The sequence below is a fragment of the Syntrophorhabdaceae bacterium genome (assembly GCA_028713955.1).
Classification (GTDB): Bacteria; Desulfobacterota; Syntrophorhabdia; order Syntrophorhabdales; family Syntrophorhabdaceae; genus UBA5609.
In genome coordinates, this window is sequence record JAQTNJ010000052.1 from 1 (window position 1) to 16,139 (window position 16,139).

16 protein-coding genes are annotated in these 16,139 nt (G+C 49.0%); 13 read left to right on the plus strand and 3 right to left on the minus strand.

The genetic code is table 11. The features are described 5' to 3' along the window. Together glyS and PHU49_06470 are read right to left on the minus strand one after the other, a co-directional pair. On the minus strand, nucleotides 1-1,937 hold a 1,937-nt coding region (gene glyS, locus PHU49_06465), incomplete at its 3' end, for a glycine--tRNA ligase subunit beta (GenBank protein ID MDD5243645.1). Nucleotides 1,938-2,162: 225 nt separating this feature from the next. Beyond that, nucleotides 2,163-3,047: a glycine--tRNA ligase subunit alpha gene (locus tag PHU49_06470; GenBank protein MDD5243646.1), complete on the minus strand. Its 885-nt coding sequence runs from the start codon at nucleotides 3,045-3,047 to the stop codon at nucleotides 2,163-2,165. 638 nt (nucleotides 3,048-3,685) lie between these two features. Between PHU49_06470 and PHU49_06475 the strand changes: the two genes are divergently transcribed. From PHU49_06475 to PHU49_06510, 8 genes are all read left to right on the plus strand, one after another. Next, on the plus strand, nucleotides 3,686-4,258 hold the full coding sequence (locus PHU49_06475) for a hypothetical protein (GenBank protein MDD5243647.1): 573 nt from the start codon (nucleotides 3,686-3,688) through the stop codon (nucleotides 4,256-4,258). 145 nt (nucleotides 4,259-4,403) lie between these two features. After that, nucleotides 4,404-4,589: a hypothetical protein gene (locus tag PHU49_06480; protein MDD5243648.1), complete on the plus strand. Its 186-nt coding sequence runs from the start codon at nucleotides 4,404-4,406 to the stop codon at nucleotides 4,587-4,589. Then, a complete protein-coding gene (locus tag PHU49_06485; GenBank protein ID MDD5243649.1) occupies nucleotides 4,576-5,532 on the plus strand; it encodes a hypothetical protein in 957 nt (318 codons plus the stop codon). The genes PHU49_06480 and PHU49_06485 overlap by 14 nt, the downstream gene beginning before the upstream one ends. 75 nt (nucleotides 5,533-5,607) lie before the next feature. Then, entirely contained in the window at nucleotides 5,608-5,925 is a 318-nt protein-coding gene (locus tag PHU49_06490; GenBank protein ID MDD5243650.1) for a cupin domain-containing protein, read from the plus strand. A 74-nt stretch (nucleotides 5,926-5,999) separates the two neighbouring features. After that, nucleotides 6,000-6,551: a hypothetical protein gene (locus tag PHU49_06495; GenBank protein ID MDD5243651.1), complete on the plus strand. Its 552-nt coding sequence runs from the start codon at nucleotides 6,000-6,002 to the stop codon at nucleotides 6,549-6,551. Nucleotides 6,552-6,636: 85 nt separating this feature from the next. Then, nucleotides 6,637-7,344, plus strand: coding sequence for a hypothetical protein (locus tag PHU49_06500; GenBank protein ID MDD5243652.1), 708 nt, complete (start codon nucleotides 6,637-6,639; stop codon nucleotides 7,342-7,344). A gap of 368 nt (nucleotides 7,345-7,712) precedes the next feature. Then, on the plus strand, nucleotides 7,713-7,985 hold the full coding sequence (locus PHU49_06505; GenBank protein MDD5243653.1) for a BrnT family toxin: 273 nt from the start codon (nucleotides 7,713-7,715) through the stop codon (nucleotides 7,983-7,985). After that, on the plus strand, nucleotides 7,972-8,238 hold the full coding sequence (locus tag PHU49_06510; GenBank protein MDD5243654.1) for a hypothetical protein: 267 nt from the start codon (nucleotides 7,972-7,974) through the stop codon (nucleotides 8,236-8,238). The genes PHU49_06505 and PHU49_06510 overlap by 14 nt, the downstream gene beginning before the upstream one ends. A 767-nt stretch (nucleotides 8,239-9,005) precedes the next feature. Here PHU49_06510 and PHU49_06515 read toward each other — a convergent pair. Further along, nucleotides 9,006-9,461 (minus strand): PP2C family protein-serine/threonine phosphatase, encoded by a 456-nt coding sequence (locus PHU49_06515; GenBank protein MDD5243655.1) that lies wholly within the window; start codon nucleotides 9,459-9,461, stop codon nucleotides 9,006-9,008. 624 nt (nucleotides 9,462-10,085) lie between these two features. Here PHU49_06515 and PHU49_06520 point away from each other — a divergent pair. The 5 genes from PHU49_06520 (at nucleotide 10,086) to hemW (ending at nucleotide 15,819) form a co-directional block, all read left to right on the plus strand. Continuing rightward, nucleotides 10,086-10,343, plus strand: a complete 258-nt coding sequence (locus PHU49_06520; GenBank protein MDD5243656.1) for a hypothetical protein — start codon at nucleotides 10,086-10,088, stop codon at nucleotides 10,341-10,343. 193 nt (nucleotides 10,344-10,536) lie between these two features. Continuing rightward, entirely contained in the window at nucleotides 10,537-12,108 is a 1,572-nt protein-coding gene (locus tag PHU49_06525; GenBank protein ID MDD5243657.1) for an AAA family ATPase, read from the plus strand. 83 nt (nucleotides 12,109-12,191) lie between these two features. Further along, complete coding sequence (locus PHU49_06530; protein MDD5243658.1) at nucleotides 12,192-12,542, plus strand: hypothetical protein; 351 nt, start codon at nucleotides 12,192-12,194, stop codon at nucleotides 12,540-12,542. Nucleotides 12,543-12,833: 291 nt separating this feature from the next. Further along, complete coding sequence (lepA, locus tag PHU49_06535; GenBank protein ID MDD5243659.1) at nucleotides 12,834-14,630, plus strand: translation elongation factor 4; 1,797 nt, start codon at nucleotides 12,834-12,836, stop codon at nucleotides 14,628-14,630. After that, a complete protein-coding gene (gene hemW / locus PHU49_06540; protein MDD5243660.1) occupies nucleotides 14,623-15,819 on the plus strand; it encodes a radical SAM family heme chaperone HemW in 1,197 nt (398 codons plus the stop codon). The genes lepA and hemW overlap by 8 nt, the downstream gene beginning before the upstream one ends. Nucleotides 15,820-16,139 lie beyond the last annotated feature (320 nt).

Here is a 16,139-nt window from a genome sequence, read left to right on the forward strand (position 1 = left end):
GTCTCCTTGAAACTTACGAGAATTGCAAGGGCGTTGTCGTACCTTCTCCCGGCCATGAAAGAAAAAAATTCATCCTTCTTTGATCCGTAAAGATTGTAAAGCTCATCCTCTTCTTTCAGGCTGAAAAGCTTCGGGTCAACAACCATCTCACCGCTTAGCTGCTTTGTGATGTTGTAGACCCGCCTGAACCCCACCATGAGCCTTTCAAAATCGGCTATGGATTTCTGGGTCTCAAGGGCAAGGAGCCGGAGGTACCCGTCATAGATATCCTGCGCCACAAAAGGAAGCACACTCTCGACAAAATCCTGGTTATGGTTCTCGTCGATCATGGCGAACTTGAAGCGCGTGGTCACAAATTCTGTGAGTGACGCCTTCGTCTCTTCGAAAGAGAGCCGTTTGGCAATTGCATTCCCGCTGTCGTAGGCAGTCCTTATGAGATCTTCCAGCGGAATATGGAAGTTTTTGTCGATAGTGATCTTGATGATGCCAAGGGTCTGTCTCCGGAGCGCAAAGGGGTCCAGATTTCCTGTCGGGGTTATGCCGACAGAGAAGAAGGATACCAGTGAATCTATCTTGTCGGCGATGCCGGCGATTGACCCGGGTATGGTTGCGGGAAGCCCCCCGTTTCCTCCTGTCGGCAGGTAATGTTCTTCTATCGCCTGCGCCACATCCTGGTCCTCGCCCTGAATGGAGGCGTAGATCCTGCCCATGGTGCCCTGCAGTTCAGGAAACTCTCCGACCATGTGGGTGAGGAGGTCTGTCTTCATGATCCTGACGGCCCGCTCTATTGTATCAGCATTGCCAAGATTCAGAGATGTGGAGATGTGGCGCGCAATGGCCATAACCCGTTCGGTCTTGTCCTTCAGCGTCCCCAGTTTTACATGGAACACGATGGAAGAGAGGCGCTCGTACCTTTCGAGGAGCCCCACCTTTTTGTCTTCCTCGAAGAAGAACTGCGCGTCGGCAAGCCGTGCCCTGAGTACCTTCTCGTTGCCCCTGATGACGTTCGCGTCGTCCTTCGGGACCGTATTGGCAAAGAATATGAAATAGGGCAGGAGCTCGCCGTCTTCTCCCTCGATGGGGATGTAGCGCTGGTGGCTCTTCATGACGTTTACGAGGACCTCTTTCGGGATGCTCAGGTATTCCTTATCATAGCCTCCCCGCAACGGGTAAGGGTATTCGGTGATATAGAGGATCTCCTTTATCAGTTCTTCGTCGCGGATCGCCTTGCCATTTGTCTCTTTCTCGATCCTGTCGATGCCCTCAAGGATCGTCTTCATCCTTTCTGCCTCGTTGACGATGATGTAGTTTGCCTTCAGTTTTTCAAAATACTCGGACGGGTCTTTGATCCCGATGGGTCCCGTGGAGAGGAACCTGTGGCCATAGGTGACGGAGCCGCTCTGCACGTCGGCGATGGTGAGTTTTACAGGCTGATTGCCGAAAAGGGCCAGGAGCCACTGGATGGGCCTTGCGAATTCAAAGCTCTCCGTGCCCCAGCGCATCTTCTTCTGAAAGGGGATCTTCGCGATGATATCCTGGAGGAGGTCCGGGAGTATCTCGATGGCCTGCCTCCCTGTCTCGAGTTTTTCAACGGTGATGAATTCCACACCGTCCTTGACGCCTCTTTTCAGATCCTCTATTGCGACGCCCTGGGATTTCGCGAAGCCTGTGGCTGCCTTTGTGGGATTGCCTGATTCATCGTAGGCCCTGTTCAATGGCGGGCCGAATTTTATGGTGGTCGTTTCTTCCTGTTTCTCCGCAACATTCGCCACGATGGCCGCGATACGCCGCGGTGTTGTCTGGATGTTGATGTCCCCGAAGGACAATCTGGAAAACGTAAAGCCGTCCTGCAGCAGTTTGAGAAGTCCTTCCTTCTCCGGTTCAGTAAACCGTGCCGGTATCTCTTCTGTCCCGATCTCTAATAGCAGCGTCTTCATATCGCACCTCTCGGTGCGAGTGCAGCGTTCGGCGTTCGGCGTTCGGCGTGACTGCTTGCAGGCCGCCGGAGTTCGGAGCAGGCTTTCCCGCTTGCATGTCGCCGGCGTTCAGCGTATCGGCTTTGGAATATTGTATTATGTATTTTTTGTTTGTTTAGCTGTTCACTATCCACTATCGACTATCCACTATTCTTAGGATTTGTTTTTTTCACTGTTCACTATCCACTATCGACTATTCACTGCTCTTAAGAGCGGATATCCAAGCTCCTCGCGTTTCTGAATATATAGCTCCGCGCACATCTTCGCGAGGTTTCGTACCTTCGCAATGTAATTCGCCCGCTCGGTGACGCTGATTGCTCCCCGGGCGTCGAGGAGGTTGAAGATGTGCGAGCATTTCAGGCAGTAATCGTATGACGGGAAGATAAGCCCCCGTCCCTTGACGAGCCTTTCACCTTCCCGCTCGAAGGTATCGAAGAGTCCCCTCAGCATCGCGGGATCCGATTCCTCGAAGTTATAGATCGAGAATTCCTTTTCAGGGTCGAGGAACACATCCCCATAGAGGATATCCTTGTTCCACTTCACATGGTACACGTTGTCCACGTCCTGGAGGTACATGGCGATCCTCTCAATGCCGTAGGTGATCTCAACGGTAATTGGCGAGAGGTTGATGCCGCCTACCTGCTGGAAATAGGTGAACTGGGTGATCTCCATGCCGTCGAGCCAGACCTCCCATCCGAGGCCCCATGCGCCGAGTGTCGGCGATTCCCAGTCATCCTCGACGAACCTGATGTCATGGTACAACGTATCGATGCCGAAGCTCCTCAGGCTCTCGATATAGATATTCTGAATGTCCTTGGGAGACGGTTTCATGATGACCTGGAACTGGTAGTAGTGCTGGAGCCTGTTGGGGTTCTCGCCGTAGCGGCCGTCCGCCGGCCGCCTGGACGGCTGGACGTAGGCGGTGTTCCACGGCTCAGGACCGAGGGACCGGAGAAACGTGGCGGGGTGGAACGTCCCGGCGCCGACCTCCATGTCGTAAGGCTGCTGAACGATGCACCCCTTATCAGCCCAGAACTTCTGTAACGCAAGTATTAGGTCTTGAAAATACATGATAACGCAACATCTCTATACCATAAAGTAAACCGTTTTTACCAATATTTTCGACATATGTATGAGAAACAGCTCATAGTTCATGGCTGATAGCTCATAGTAAATTCATCAGCATATATAACCTTTATTGTCACATCGAATAGTTCGCTTCGGCCTGTCGCCCAGATTGATTTAACGCCGGAAAACTGTTTTACTCCCTGCTCCCTGCGCATAATTTACCCTTGCAGCGATTCAGTTCCGCTCCATGCCCGAACTTGACCTGGTCTTCAGACAGCGGGCCTCGGCCTGAACGCGGCCTGGCCGCAGGCCCGCTTCACTTCATCGGCAGGGAACCCAAATTATGCTTTAAGTCGCGACTCGCAAAAAATATTTCCGGCGACTAAAAGAATCCACAAAAGGCCTTCCGGCTCTGACATTTTTATAGTGCACTATACTTATTTTTCTGCCAATGATTTTGTCAATAAGACCACAAAAAGACATATTGGCTTTTACTACGTAATATCAGCAAAGACCATTTAACAGCATCTTGAAGGGTGTATTATGTTGAAAATACAGGAATATTTTGATTGACATTTTTCATGCCCGGTATATCATCTAAGAAAATACCAAGTTGGTATATTAAGTGTTCGGTCAAAAGAATGGATGAAGAGAACATCATAGGTACCTTGGAATTATTCAATGAGAAGGTTTCCAAGCTTGCAGGCAGCAACTTCTTGAAGAGGGCTGCCTCGGGTCAGACAGTCTGGTTCAAGGGAGGTCTGGGATGGCCTATTGAAGTAGTTGGGGACGGCCCCGATCAGGAAAACATCGATGCCTTCGTTTTGACTTTTCGCTTCTTCATCCAGAACAACGAGCTATGCTCATTCGCTAACCTCGCGAAGGTCTATGAATCTGCCAGCATTTCAGATGTTCATAGAACTGCATTTCAGATAGTCCGACAAAATCTGAACACCTACCTCGATGGTCGGTGCGCCGTGGTCGAAGCGCACGGTATTGATACGAAGAGGAAGGTCATGGAGATATTCATCTTCGGCGGCCTCTCACACGCAAACAAAGGCCTAAAGCGCGTCTATGACAAATGGATCGCCGATGATCGCCTTCGTCCACTCATCTGGCTAGAATTTGTTTTGATTCTTCGGACTGTCTGGGCCGCGATAGATTTTGTCGCTGGCCTCAATGAGGAAGTTATGAGATCATTTCAGAAGAAATGAGCGTACCTGTTGAAGGAGACTCATCCAATGCTGGCGAGCCGTAATACGACCGAACAACCGCATGAACCGGATCGCGGCCCTGTCGGGCCACTCCCGGTTATGCAGGCGTTAGGCAAATCAAAATAGTACTTGGGAGGGCAATAAAGTGAGCATAGAAAAACGTAACTATGATGAAGAATTAAGGGTGCTTCTCCATGTTGCAAAGGAAAATAGTTTTCTTATTCAGTCATCGTTCACAAACTGCTTGGAGGTAGAGCAGGCTACTACCCCTACCGTGTATTGGATTGACACCGAAACTTCGGTCAAGGAGGCCCAAGATGCCAACACGTGAGCATATCCAGGCAGAAATTAACGAGTTGAAAAACACAGGCCAAGACAACATTCGACGTAAGTATCTTGCCCTACTCAACGAGAACACCGGGCGGGATACGGTCGTATACTTCAGTTCCTACGGAATTCAGCGCCCCTTCCCGGTACCATCAACTGCCCTATCGGTGTCGCCGGAGGATATACAGGGTTTTATGGCAGGCCTTCATGAACTCAAGGGGGATAAACTTGATTTGGTGCTTCATAGCCCCGGCGGTTCTCTCGAAGCAGCAGATCAGATCGTGCAGTATTTGCGGGCCAAGTATACACACATCAGGGCGATTATCCCGCAGAACGCAATGTCGGCTGCGACGATGATAGCATGCGCCTGCGATGAAATAGTAATGGGTAAACACTCTGCGATTGGCCCTATTGACCCACAAATGTTGCTTAACATGCCGAATGGCGCGCAGATTACAATTCCAGCCCACACAATTCTTCAAGACTTCGATAAAGCCAAGGCCGAGATAACAGCCAATCCAGTGCTCTGCAACTTATGGGCGCCCAAATTAATGGCACTTCCGCCAGGCTATCTTAACCTTTGTGAACAAACAATCAGACTAGCAAAGGAAAAAGTGGAATTATGGCTTGCGCAGTACATGTTTCAGGGCAAGCAACCAGACAAAGCACATGAAATTGCCGACTGGCTCGGCGATTTCGAGGAACACCGTACACATGGTCGTCCCATAGGCTATGATCTGGCTAACGAAAAAGGGCTTATCGTTAGAAGGCTTGAAGATGATCAAGGCTTGCAAGAGGCCGTTCTCTCTGTGTTTCACGCAACTATGGTCACATTCCAGACCACCAATTGCCTGAAAATAGTCGAGAACCATAAAGGGAAGGGGCATTATCTCGTGGCCGGTGTTGTAATCCAGCCAGTACCGCAGGCAAATGCGCCCAAGGCCTAACGAGGCGTTCCAGCCAATCGGCCATAAAGCGGCCTCTGGCTGAACTCCATGTTATACACCATACAAGGAGACAGTATGATCGTTAAATCGAATGAGGCACAGAAGAGAAGCTTCCTGGGAGTTGATTTTATTCTGCTCTCGCATGGACCGGAATCAATGGTAACGAAAATGCTTTACAAGAAAGAGGACAATCCTCCGTTACATAAGCATCCGAATGAGCAGAGTGGATATGTGATCTCCGGAAAATATAGAATTATTGTTGATAATTTCGGGAGCGAAATTGGTCCGGGTGATTCATACTCCATTCCTCGCGATGTTGAGCATAGCATTGAAATCGTAGATCCCGGTGAAGTACTGGACTTCTTCAGTCCACCAAGAAAGGACTATCTATAGTGTATAACCCGCTAATCCAGCGGACGGCTTTCAGCCGCCGCTGATCCGCATGTTATACATGAAAAGGACCGGAGATGGGTGGGACTAAACTGACAAGCGGAATTACGGTTCGGCAATATCGTGACTTCAAGGATAGTCAAGATCGGGAGGGAATTGCCAATCTCATAGATGCCCGTTTCATGGAGCGATACATAGACCCGTTCAAGAACAATCCAAGTAAGCACGGTTTTGCTATGATGGCGGTATGTTGCTTAATGATGGAAGCTCTATTTTGCTTCAGACGGGGACGCAAAAAGACGGGGGAGAAAGGATCTGACGTTTTTGAGAAATTCTTTGTGTCCTCGGCACATCTGAAGGAGTTTGTGGGCCTTGGTGGGCAGTTCTACTCTAACGTCCGTTGCGGAATTTTGCACCAAGGAGAGACGTACGGCGGGTGGAAAATCCTACGCAAGGGAAGCATGCTCTCAAGAACTGACAAGACGATCAATGCAACGGCATTCATAACGGCATTGGAAAAAGAACTGCATAAATACACAACAGAACTGAAATCAGCGCCGATTAGATCAGAACTATGGCGTAATGCAATAAGGAAGCTTGACCATGTCTGTGAGAACTGTATTGTATAACCAGACGTTGGAGCCAATCGGCGGGAAAGGGCGCCCGCCTCTGGCTCAACTTTTTGTTGGGCATGAAAAATAAGGAGACATAGCCATGATATTCTGGATATTGGGTGCCGTTGCCATTTTTCTTGTTCTCAGATTTCTATGGCGAGCATACACGCATCCTGCACACACATTAGGTCGGCAAGCAGCCAATATGAACTGGAACGTGATTGGACGAATGAACAGCGAAGAAGGTTTTAAAGACGTCTGCTTGGGGCGCGACGGAATAGAAGTACGCATTTCTCACGCAAGGGGGCAGGTTTTCTTACTAAAGCCAGTCCATTCTACCCCTTTCAAGGACTTCGTCGAGTTAGAACGTTGGTTAGCGCGAGAAAAAGTCTCATTGTCTGAGGGTAATGAACAGACCACTGTCCCCCAAGAGGTAAAGGAGGCATTAAGCGCACTTGATGAAGCAGGGCATAGATTTCAGACCGAGGCATTTAAGATGGTCAGACACATGATCGAGAAATCTGTTAGTTCAAATCCTGAAGCACTGATTAGTATGATTCGAGAAAGCGGTGGCCGGACCCCTCGTGAATGGGTCTACAGCCAAATAGGAAACATCGCTGGAGATTTGCTGGAATCTGGTCAGTATCACATCTACAGAGGCGTCCTCAATCCAATGGGACCTGGAAACGACTTGCTGAAAATGTTCGACGCTACATACGATGAACTTCTTCTGCTGAAAGCTGTGGATGCGGACTATGCGAAGGAGCAAAAGGCAGCCCTCAGAAGGGGCATACAGGGTGTAGGATAGGGCACCGGATGGGCCTTTAACAACAAAATAGCACGAAGCACTCGAGAGGAAAACCGTGAGTGAAGTCTTCGACGACATAATCCGTGAATACATAGACTTCGTGAACCGGCAAGTTGGCGTTTACATGGATGCCCTCGCTGGGTTTGCGGGACATTGCACCCATATCGGGGAGGGATTAACGACCGTAAATAAGTAAATAACTGGGGGAACAGAAGATTCATTGATAAGAAAGACTTACAAAAAGGCACCTGCCCAACCCTCGGCCGTAGCGAATCCGCGTGAGGCGCGTCTCGCTGAACCACATGTTCGGCATATAATGAACAGACATTCTCTTGGCACGATTTGAAGAACATGATATAATCTAAGACATGAAAATCGAATGGGACCCGAAGAAAGCTAAGAGCAACCTTAAAAAACATGGAGTCTCATTTGAAGAAGCTGCAACTACTTTAAGCGATCCCATGGCTGCAACTGGCCATGATCCAGACCATTCTGTTTACGAAGAACGTTTTGTCACTTTCGGTGTTTCTCGGGCTGGCAGACTTCTGGTAGTATCCCACACCGAACATAAGGATACAATTCGAATTATAAGTGCCCGCAAGGCGGACAAAGGAGAACGAGAACTCTATGAAGAAGGATAAAATAACCGATAAAGATGAACTAAGGCCGGTATATAAACGCTCAGATTTCCCCGGCGGGCTTGTCCGGGGGAAATATACAAAGCAATTAAATGAATCCTCAAACGTCATTGTTTTGAGGCCCGAGGTTGCCAAAGCTTTTCCCAATGAAGAGGCCGTCAACAATGCCCTTCTTTCACTTATTAATATTGCACAGAAAACAACACGCCCAACAAGGCGTTCCACCGGATCGCCCAAAAAGCGGGCTTCCCGGTGAACTCTACGTTCGACTACAAGAATACTAGTTCACACGTGCACTGGGCTTTCGTGTAGATTTGCGATTGGTCAAGGAAACGAACACAAAAATAGTCAAACAAGGCGGTGCAGCAAATCCGCCATCAGTGACTTCTCGCTGACCTTTCCGTTCGGCGGGAATGATATAAACAGTAATAATATGTAAATTCCACTCAACCTCGAACACCTATTCCGATTATATTCGAACAGCCGTTCCGATTCTGACCGAACACTTTTTGACCTTTTTGGGAATCAGTGTTCGAATAGAGCGTTGGGGAGCACTCTGTCAAGGCAAAAAATGATGGCCCGGTCTTTCAACCATTTCCATGATATTATCGAAAATGCTATACTGGTTCAGGTGCAAGGAGCAACTTTGAAACATTAAACGTAATATGGAAACAGAAGGAAGGGGTCAGTTATGAATAACAATGAACAAAACAATTTTTTGGAAAAGCTGTCTGCTGTTCTTATCCGTTGTTTCTTTATGTCCTGGGCGTTGCTATGTGTCTGGTTTGTTTTTTATCTGATCGGGGGAAATTTTGGCTATAGCATGCATTCACAATGGTTTGAGTTGAGCAAACATGACTATGGTTTACTGAACTATTTCGGAATCGCGTTCGCCAAGATTTGTGCCATATTGTTTTTCTTGTTTCCCTACCTTTCAATCAGATTGGTGTTAAGAAAAAGCAAAAAGACAGAAACGAAAGGGACGACCGTAAAAAGTAAATAACTAATGGACTTGTTCCCTGTTTAGCTGCCGCCGGTTGCGCCTTTGTATTGTAATGCCAGCATTGTGATGTCGTCCGACTGGGGGGCTTCCTGGGCAAAGTCTTTTACCGCATCTCTTATGCCGGAGACCATGTCCACGATCTGCTCACTCTGCATAGATGTTAGCGTTGTTTTGAGCCTCTCTTCAGAGAAGAATTCTGATCGGGGGTTCATGGCCTCGGTGACCCCGTCAGTATAAAAAAAGATCACATCGCCAGGCTCAAGGGTCACCTTGAGCGAAGAGAACCTTGCACCCTCAATGGGGCCCAGGACGATGCCCTCGGGCAAAGCGATATATTCAAAACCTTCGCCCCTGCCTCTATGGATAAGCGGAGGATTATGACCGGCATTCGCGATCTCTACCTCACCTGTTTCCGTATTCAGCATGGCGCACAGGATCGTAACGAACATTCCCTGTTCGTTCTCGGAGGAGATCATATTGTTCGCCCTGAAAAGAGGAGGGATTAGGGACGTCCATTAAATTATTAATTTATCGGAGTATTGAGGATAAGACCTTGGGGCGAAGGGGTCGCTTTTGAAATGTTGAAATCTGAGAGGATAAGATCGAAAAGAATTGCCCAACGACTCCAACAATCAGGGACATAGTTGACTAACGTGACAGAGTGCTCCCCCGCTGGTATAGTGGAAAAAAGGAGATAGGGGAATAGGGGTGTTGGTTCAAAGTGAACTTATTGCCCAACGAAGCAATGCGGCGGACATCTTACATCCGCCGCTGATTTTGTTGTTCGGCCCCGAAAAATAATTATGATAATAAGCCAATTTTGGTATAATAGTTATATACTATGAGATTTGAATGGGATTCAAAGAAGGCAGCAACAAACTTAAAGAAACATAGAGTTACGTTTCAGGAAGCTGCCACAGTTTTCGGAGACCCTCTGGCTGTTACATTTCAAGACCCGGATCATTCCGGAAAAGAAGAAAGACAAATAACCTTTGGGCTATCAATACAGAAACGACTCATTGTTGTTGCTCACACGGAACGTAAAGATCGAACAAGAATCATAAGCGCGCGTCTGATGGACCGCAAAGAAAGGGTGATCTATGAGGAAGGTTAAGGCATCCGATGAACTCCGTCCTAAGTATAAACGGGAAGACCTCGGCGTAGGAGTCCGCGGCAAGTATTTTGAAGAGTACCGCAAAGGCACAAATCTTGTGCTCTTGAGTCCCGATGTGGCAAAAATATTCTCCACTGAAGAAGCCGTCAATGAAGCTCTTCGGTCTCTGATTAGTTTAGCAGAAAAATCAACAGGCCGAACGAGTCGTTCCACCGGATCGCCAAAAAAACGGGCTTCCCGGTGAACTTTCTGTTCGGCGGACCGCTGGTAGCGGTTGCCGACAAAGGGGGTTCAGGGACGGGCATAATTAAATAACTGATTTTAAGGAAGGTAACTGAGAATCCCAAGCGCTGACTGCGAAGGGTAACGGAGACGCCCTTAATATGCTTCAGTGCTCACGCCTTTCCTTTTGCGTCATTCTTTAGTATACTTCCCCCGTGGATTGCTCAGCCCATTGCTCAGAAGACGGTCTCCTTCATTTTTTCCTGAACCCGGAACATTACCCGGAGCAGACATCCCGCGTAAGCCACGAGGAAACCCATATATCCCATATCTTTCTCTGTGATGATTTCGTCTACAAGGTAAAGAAGCCGGTGGATTTCGGATTCCTCGATTTTTCGACGCTGAGGAAGCGGCGTTTTTACTGTCACAAAGAGGTCGTCCTCAATTCCCGCCTCGCACAGGGCGTCTATCTTGGAGTAGTCCCGATCTATCAAAAGGGGGACGCGTACTCCTTTCACAGGGAGAAAGGGGGTCGCATCGTTGAGTATGCGGTGAAGATGAAGAGGATCCCCCACGAACTTATCCTCTATAACCTTATCGAGGAGGGGAGACCCTTATACGGCGAGCTTGAGGAGATCGGGAAGACCATTGCCTTATTTCATCACAGGGCAGCGATCTACCGGGGAAAAAGATACGGTGGCATTGAAACCATAACGAATGCAGCCAGGGAAAACTTTGAGCAGATCAGGCCTTTCTGCGGGACCATGTTCGAGGAAAGACTGTACAACCAGCTTGTCGATTACACGATGAGCTTCATCGATGAACATCAACATACCTTCCCGGAGAGAAGGAAGGGCGGCTACATAAGGGAAGGGCACGGGGACCTCCATTCCCAGCACATATGCCTGACGCGACCCCCGGTCATCTTCGACTGCATAGAGTTCAATGAGGCGTTCAGGATAATAGACATCCTCGAAGACATCGCCTTTCTTTTCATGGACCTGGAATACCGGGGAAGGTTTGACCTTTCCGCAAGGCTCTCTAAGGCGTACTCAAAACATCAGAAGGATGATTTTGATAAAGAACTCCTGAGATTTTATAAAATATACAGATCAGTTGTCAGGGGGAAGGTGGAGGGATTCCGGGCACACGATGTGGGAGATGAAGATACAAAGCGACAGGGCATGAAGACGGCACGGGATTACTTCAACCTCGCGGGATACTATCTCAACCATTCCCATCAAACCTTTAACCCTGTGGTGATCATGGGTCTTTCAGGTTCGGGAAAGTCCACTATCGCGAAGGAATTTTCACCGGACTGGATCATTCTCAGATCTGACGCGATACGGAAAAGGCTGTCGGGCATCAGGGATGAAGAGCATGCGTATCGTGAATACGGGACGGGTATATATACGGAGGAACAGACGGAGAGGATATACTCCCTTCTCCTGGAAGAGGCGGTGAAGAATGCCCTGGAGGGAAAACGGGTGGTCGTGGACGCAACATATCTCAAGTCGACCCAGAGACTGGCCTTTTATCAAAGATGTGTGGAAAAGGACCTCAATCCCTTTTTTATCCATTGCTTTGCCTGCGAGGAGGTCCTGCGGGAGAGGATTATAAAGAGGATGGCGGAAAATACCGACATATCGGACGCGCACATAGAGACCCTCCAGAGGCAGATGGAGGATCAGGAAGAGCCCGCAGAACTTCCGTACTGCAGGGTATTGCGGCTCAATACGGAGGATACCCTTCACAAGACCATGAGCGCCCTGAAGGAGTTTCTGTAGGTATCTACATGCTTGACTTTATGCCCGTAAACCATTAATTTAAGGACAGGTTGGATAAGAAATCATTAAAAAGGAGCGGATAGATGATCAGGGCAAAGCTATGGTTTCGGTGCGCCGCGATGCATGACCCGGTGACGCCCATGATGGCGCAGCCGGCGCTTGTAGGATGGGAGGCGAAGAAAAGAAGGGTAGACCTTACCATTGAGCGGTCATTCAGCGGCGATGAACTCGTCAAGAGGATGAAGGGGTGGGTAACGACCGATCCCGTTAAGGTCACTGAGGTTGTAAAAAGGTATGGCAAGTTAAAGGTCCTCGATGACAGAGAACTGGTCATTGAGCTGGAAAAAGAGGAGAATTTTGATAAACTCCAGGGCGACCTCGCGGCGGAATTCGGCGGCGAAGTGGATATTGAAATGGTGAAGAAAGGGAAGTAGGAAATCAGCAGAGAGCGAAGGGCTGAGAGCGGAGAGTGCTACATCCGTGAGTCGTGAGTTGTAAGGCGTGAGGGGAGATATATTCTACATTCAAGGTTCCTTATTTTATGGTCATCGCGAGGAGCGAAGCGACGTGGCGATCTATAGGGTATAAATCTATTGATGAGATTGCCGCGCTCCGCTCGCAATGACAAAGCGGCCACACCCTCCTGGGTCGCAATGACAACAAGGCTGAGAGCAGATAGAGATAATCCGTAAATCGGAAGGCGGAAAGGATACCATCAACAACCTATGAAGCATATCAGGAATTTTAGTATCATTGCACACATAGACCACGGGAAGTCAACGCTGGCAGACCGCCTGATCCAGTACACACATCTCGTTGACGAGCGGCAGTTTCGTGACCAGATACTCGACACCATGGACATCGAGCGGGAGCGGGGCATCACGATCAAGAGCCAGACCATTGACCTGCCGTATACGGACCAAGATGGCCGGGAATTTGAGCTGAACCTTATCGACACACCGGGGCATGTCGATTTTTCCTATGAGGTGTCGCGGGCGCTCGCCTCCTGCGAAGGCGTGCTCCTTCTTGTGGACGCGTCGCAGGGCGTTGAGGCGCAGACCCTCGCCAACCTCTATGCGGCGATGGAACACAGTCTCGTTATCATTCCTGTCATCAACAAGATCGATCTGCCGGTCGCTGATGTCGAGAAGGTCAAGCTGGAGATAGACCATGAGCTTGGACTCGATCCCGATTCCGCACTCCTCTGTTCAGCCAAGGAAGGAACCGGCATCGAGGATATCTTCGGGGCGATCATCCACCGGATACCACCTCCTGCCGGCGATCCTGAAAAACCGCTCTCAGCGCTTATCTTTGATGCCCACTATGATCCCTTCAGGGGGACTATCGTAAGCTGCCGTGTATTTGACGGCACCGTGCGCCCTGGCGACATGATCCGGCTTATGTCAAACGGAACGATCTATAAAGTAGAGGAGGTTGGTATCTTTCACCTCGCGCGGGAGCAAAGAAAAGAGCTTACCGCGGGCATGGTCGGTTATATCATCGCAGGTATCAAGACGGTGAGCGACACAAGGATAGGTGATACGATAACCCTTGATGCGAATCCGGTTCCTGTTCCGTTGCCGGGTTTTAAAGAGGTAAAACCCGTTGTCTTTTCATCCATCTACCCCATCGCCTCCGACGACTACCAGTCCCTCCTTGATGCCCTTGAGAAGTACAAGCTGAATGACGCGTCGCTGATCTACCAGAAGGATTCCTCGGCAGCACTGGGACAGGGTTTCCGGTGCGGTTTCCTGGGACTTTTACATCTCGAGATCGTGCAGGAAAGGCTCGAGCGGGAGTTCGACCAATCGATCATCATGACAGCGCCGAGCGTCCAGTACCGTTTTATCCTGACCAACGGAGAAGTGGTGATCGTTGACAACCCGCTTTACTATCCGGACCCCGCGAAGATCAAAGCATCGGAAGAGCCCTTTATCAGGGCGGATATCCTCATACCTGAGCGTTATGTGGGAACTGTGATGAAAATATGCATGGACAGGCGTGGCGTTAATTCTCATCTCAATTATCCCACACCCGGCAGGGTCGAGGTGACCTTCGATATGCCTCTCGCGGAGATCATCTTCGATTTTTACGACAAGCTGAAGAGCATCACCCAGGGATACGGTTCCTTTGATTATGAGATCATCGACTACCGGGAAAGCGATCTTGTCAGGCTCGATATCCTGGTGAACGCCGAAAAGGTCGATGCCCTCTCGATCCTTGTCCATAAAGAACGTGCACGGGACCGGGCGGTCACAATATGTGAACGGTTGAAAGAGGAGATCCCGAAACAGCAGTTCAAGATTGCCATACAGGGGGCAATCGGAGGCAAGATCATTGCCCGATCTACTGTTTCTGCATTCCGGAAGGATGTAACGGCCAAGTGCTACGGCGGCGACATCACGAGGAAAAGGAAGCTCCTTGAGAAGCAGAAAAAAGGCAAGAAGCGCATGCGCATGGTCGGCAACGTTGAGATACCCCAGAGCGCCTTCATGGCCGCGCTGAAGACCGACAATGAATAAACCGACAATGAATAAACCGACAATGAATAAACCGACAATAAATAAGCCGACAATAAATAAGCCGACAATGAATAACAAAGACCTGCCGGGACTCTATATCCATGTACCATTTTGCAAGACAAAATGTCCCTATTGTGACTTCTATTCGATTACGGATCCCTCCCTCATCCAATCCTGGCTTGATGGAGTTCAAAAGGAGGCCCTTATTTATAGTAAGGAAGGGTTTTCAGCCTTTGATACTCTCTACATCGGAGGGGGGACACCATCGATCCTCGGCGAATATGAGCTTGAGCAATTAATAGTTTCTCTCCGAAAGAGCTTTGCCTTTTCGCCGGATGCGGAGGTGACTATCGAGATGAACCCCGACGATATTACACCCCCCCGGCTTGCCTGCTACAAGGCACTCGGCATCAACCGTCTGAGCGTAGGGGTCCAGTCGTTGCAGGAGGAGGAGCTCCGTTTCTTGCAGCGGAGACACACGGCAGTTGCAGCAGAACGGGCAATGGAGCTCATGCAATCCTCAGGATTCCATAATTTTGGTGTTGATCTCATGTATGGTTTCCATGGCCAGACCAAAAGGAGCTGGGCAAACACCCTCGAGAGGGTCCTTTCATGGGAACCTGCCCACCTTTCCTGCTATCAGTTGACCGTGTCAGATGGAACTCCTTTCGGTAGGATGGTATCGGAGGGTAAACTCAAAAGGATCACCGAAGAACAGGAGAGACGATTCTTTACATATACCTCACATTTCTTGCAGGATCATGGCTTTATTCATTATGAGGTCTCAAATTTTGCAAAAGGAGAAGAATATTTTTCATGCCATAACCTGAAATACTGGCAACGCACAGCGTACCTCGGGCTTGGCCCCGGAGCACATTCCTTCCGTGATAACGTGCGTTGGTGGAACTGCAGGTCTGTAAGAGATTATTGTCACCTCCTTTTGGAAGGCAAACGACCTGTGGCGGGGCAGGAGAAGCTTTCCCCGGAACAGGTAAGACTCGAAAAGCTCCTGCTCGGCTTCAGGACCCAAAACGGCGTGAACGTAGATGATATTGTATATCAATCTTCCGATAGCGAGATGCTGGTACAGCTTAAGTCCTCCGGCATTGTCAGGGTTGAAGGCAACAGGGTCTCACCGACACTCAATGGCTACCTGATAGCAGACCGAATCCCCCTTATGTTTTTTTAGTTGATCTTTTTTAAATTTTCTATTGACAAAAATACCATTATGCTCTATTATTTATTCAGGTATGTTAAATAATTCACAAAATAGCTACTTTAGAACACTTGATAATTATGGGTTATTGGATCATACCTTTACTTTGTGTTACGGATGCTTATTCTGGAAAGGCTACCAAGTACATTCTTTCACAAAGTGACTGAAACCGCAAAACCACCTCCATAGCTTCTCATAATAACCCCCCTTCCCCCTGGGAACCCACCCAGGGGGTTTTCTTTGGCAGGTGTTTTTCTTTACAAGGATAGTCTTTTATTGTAAGATGTTTGCGA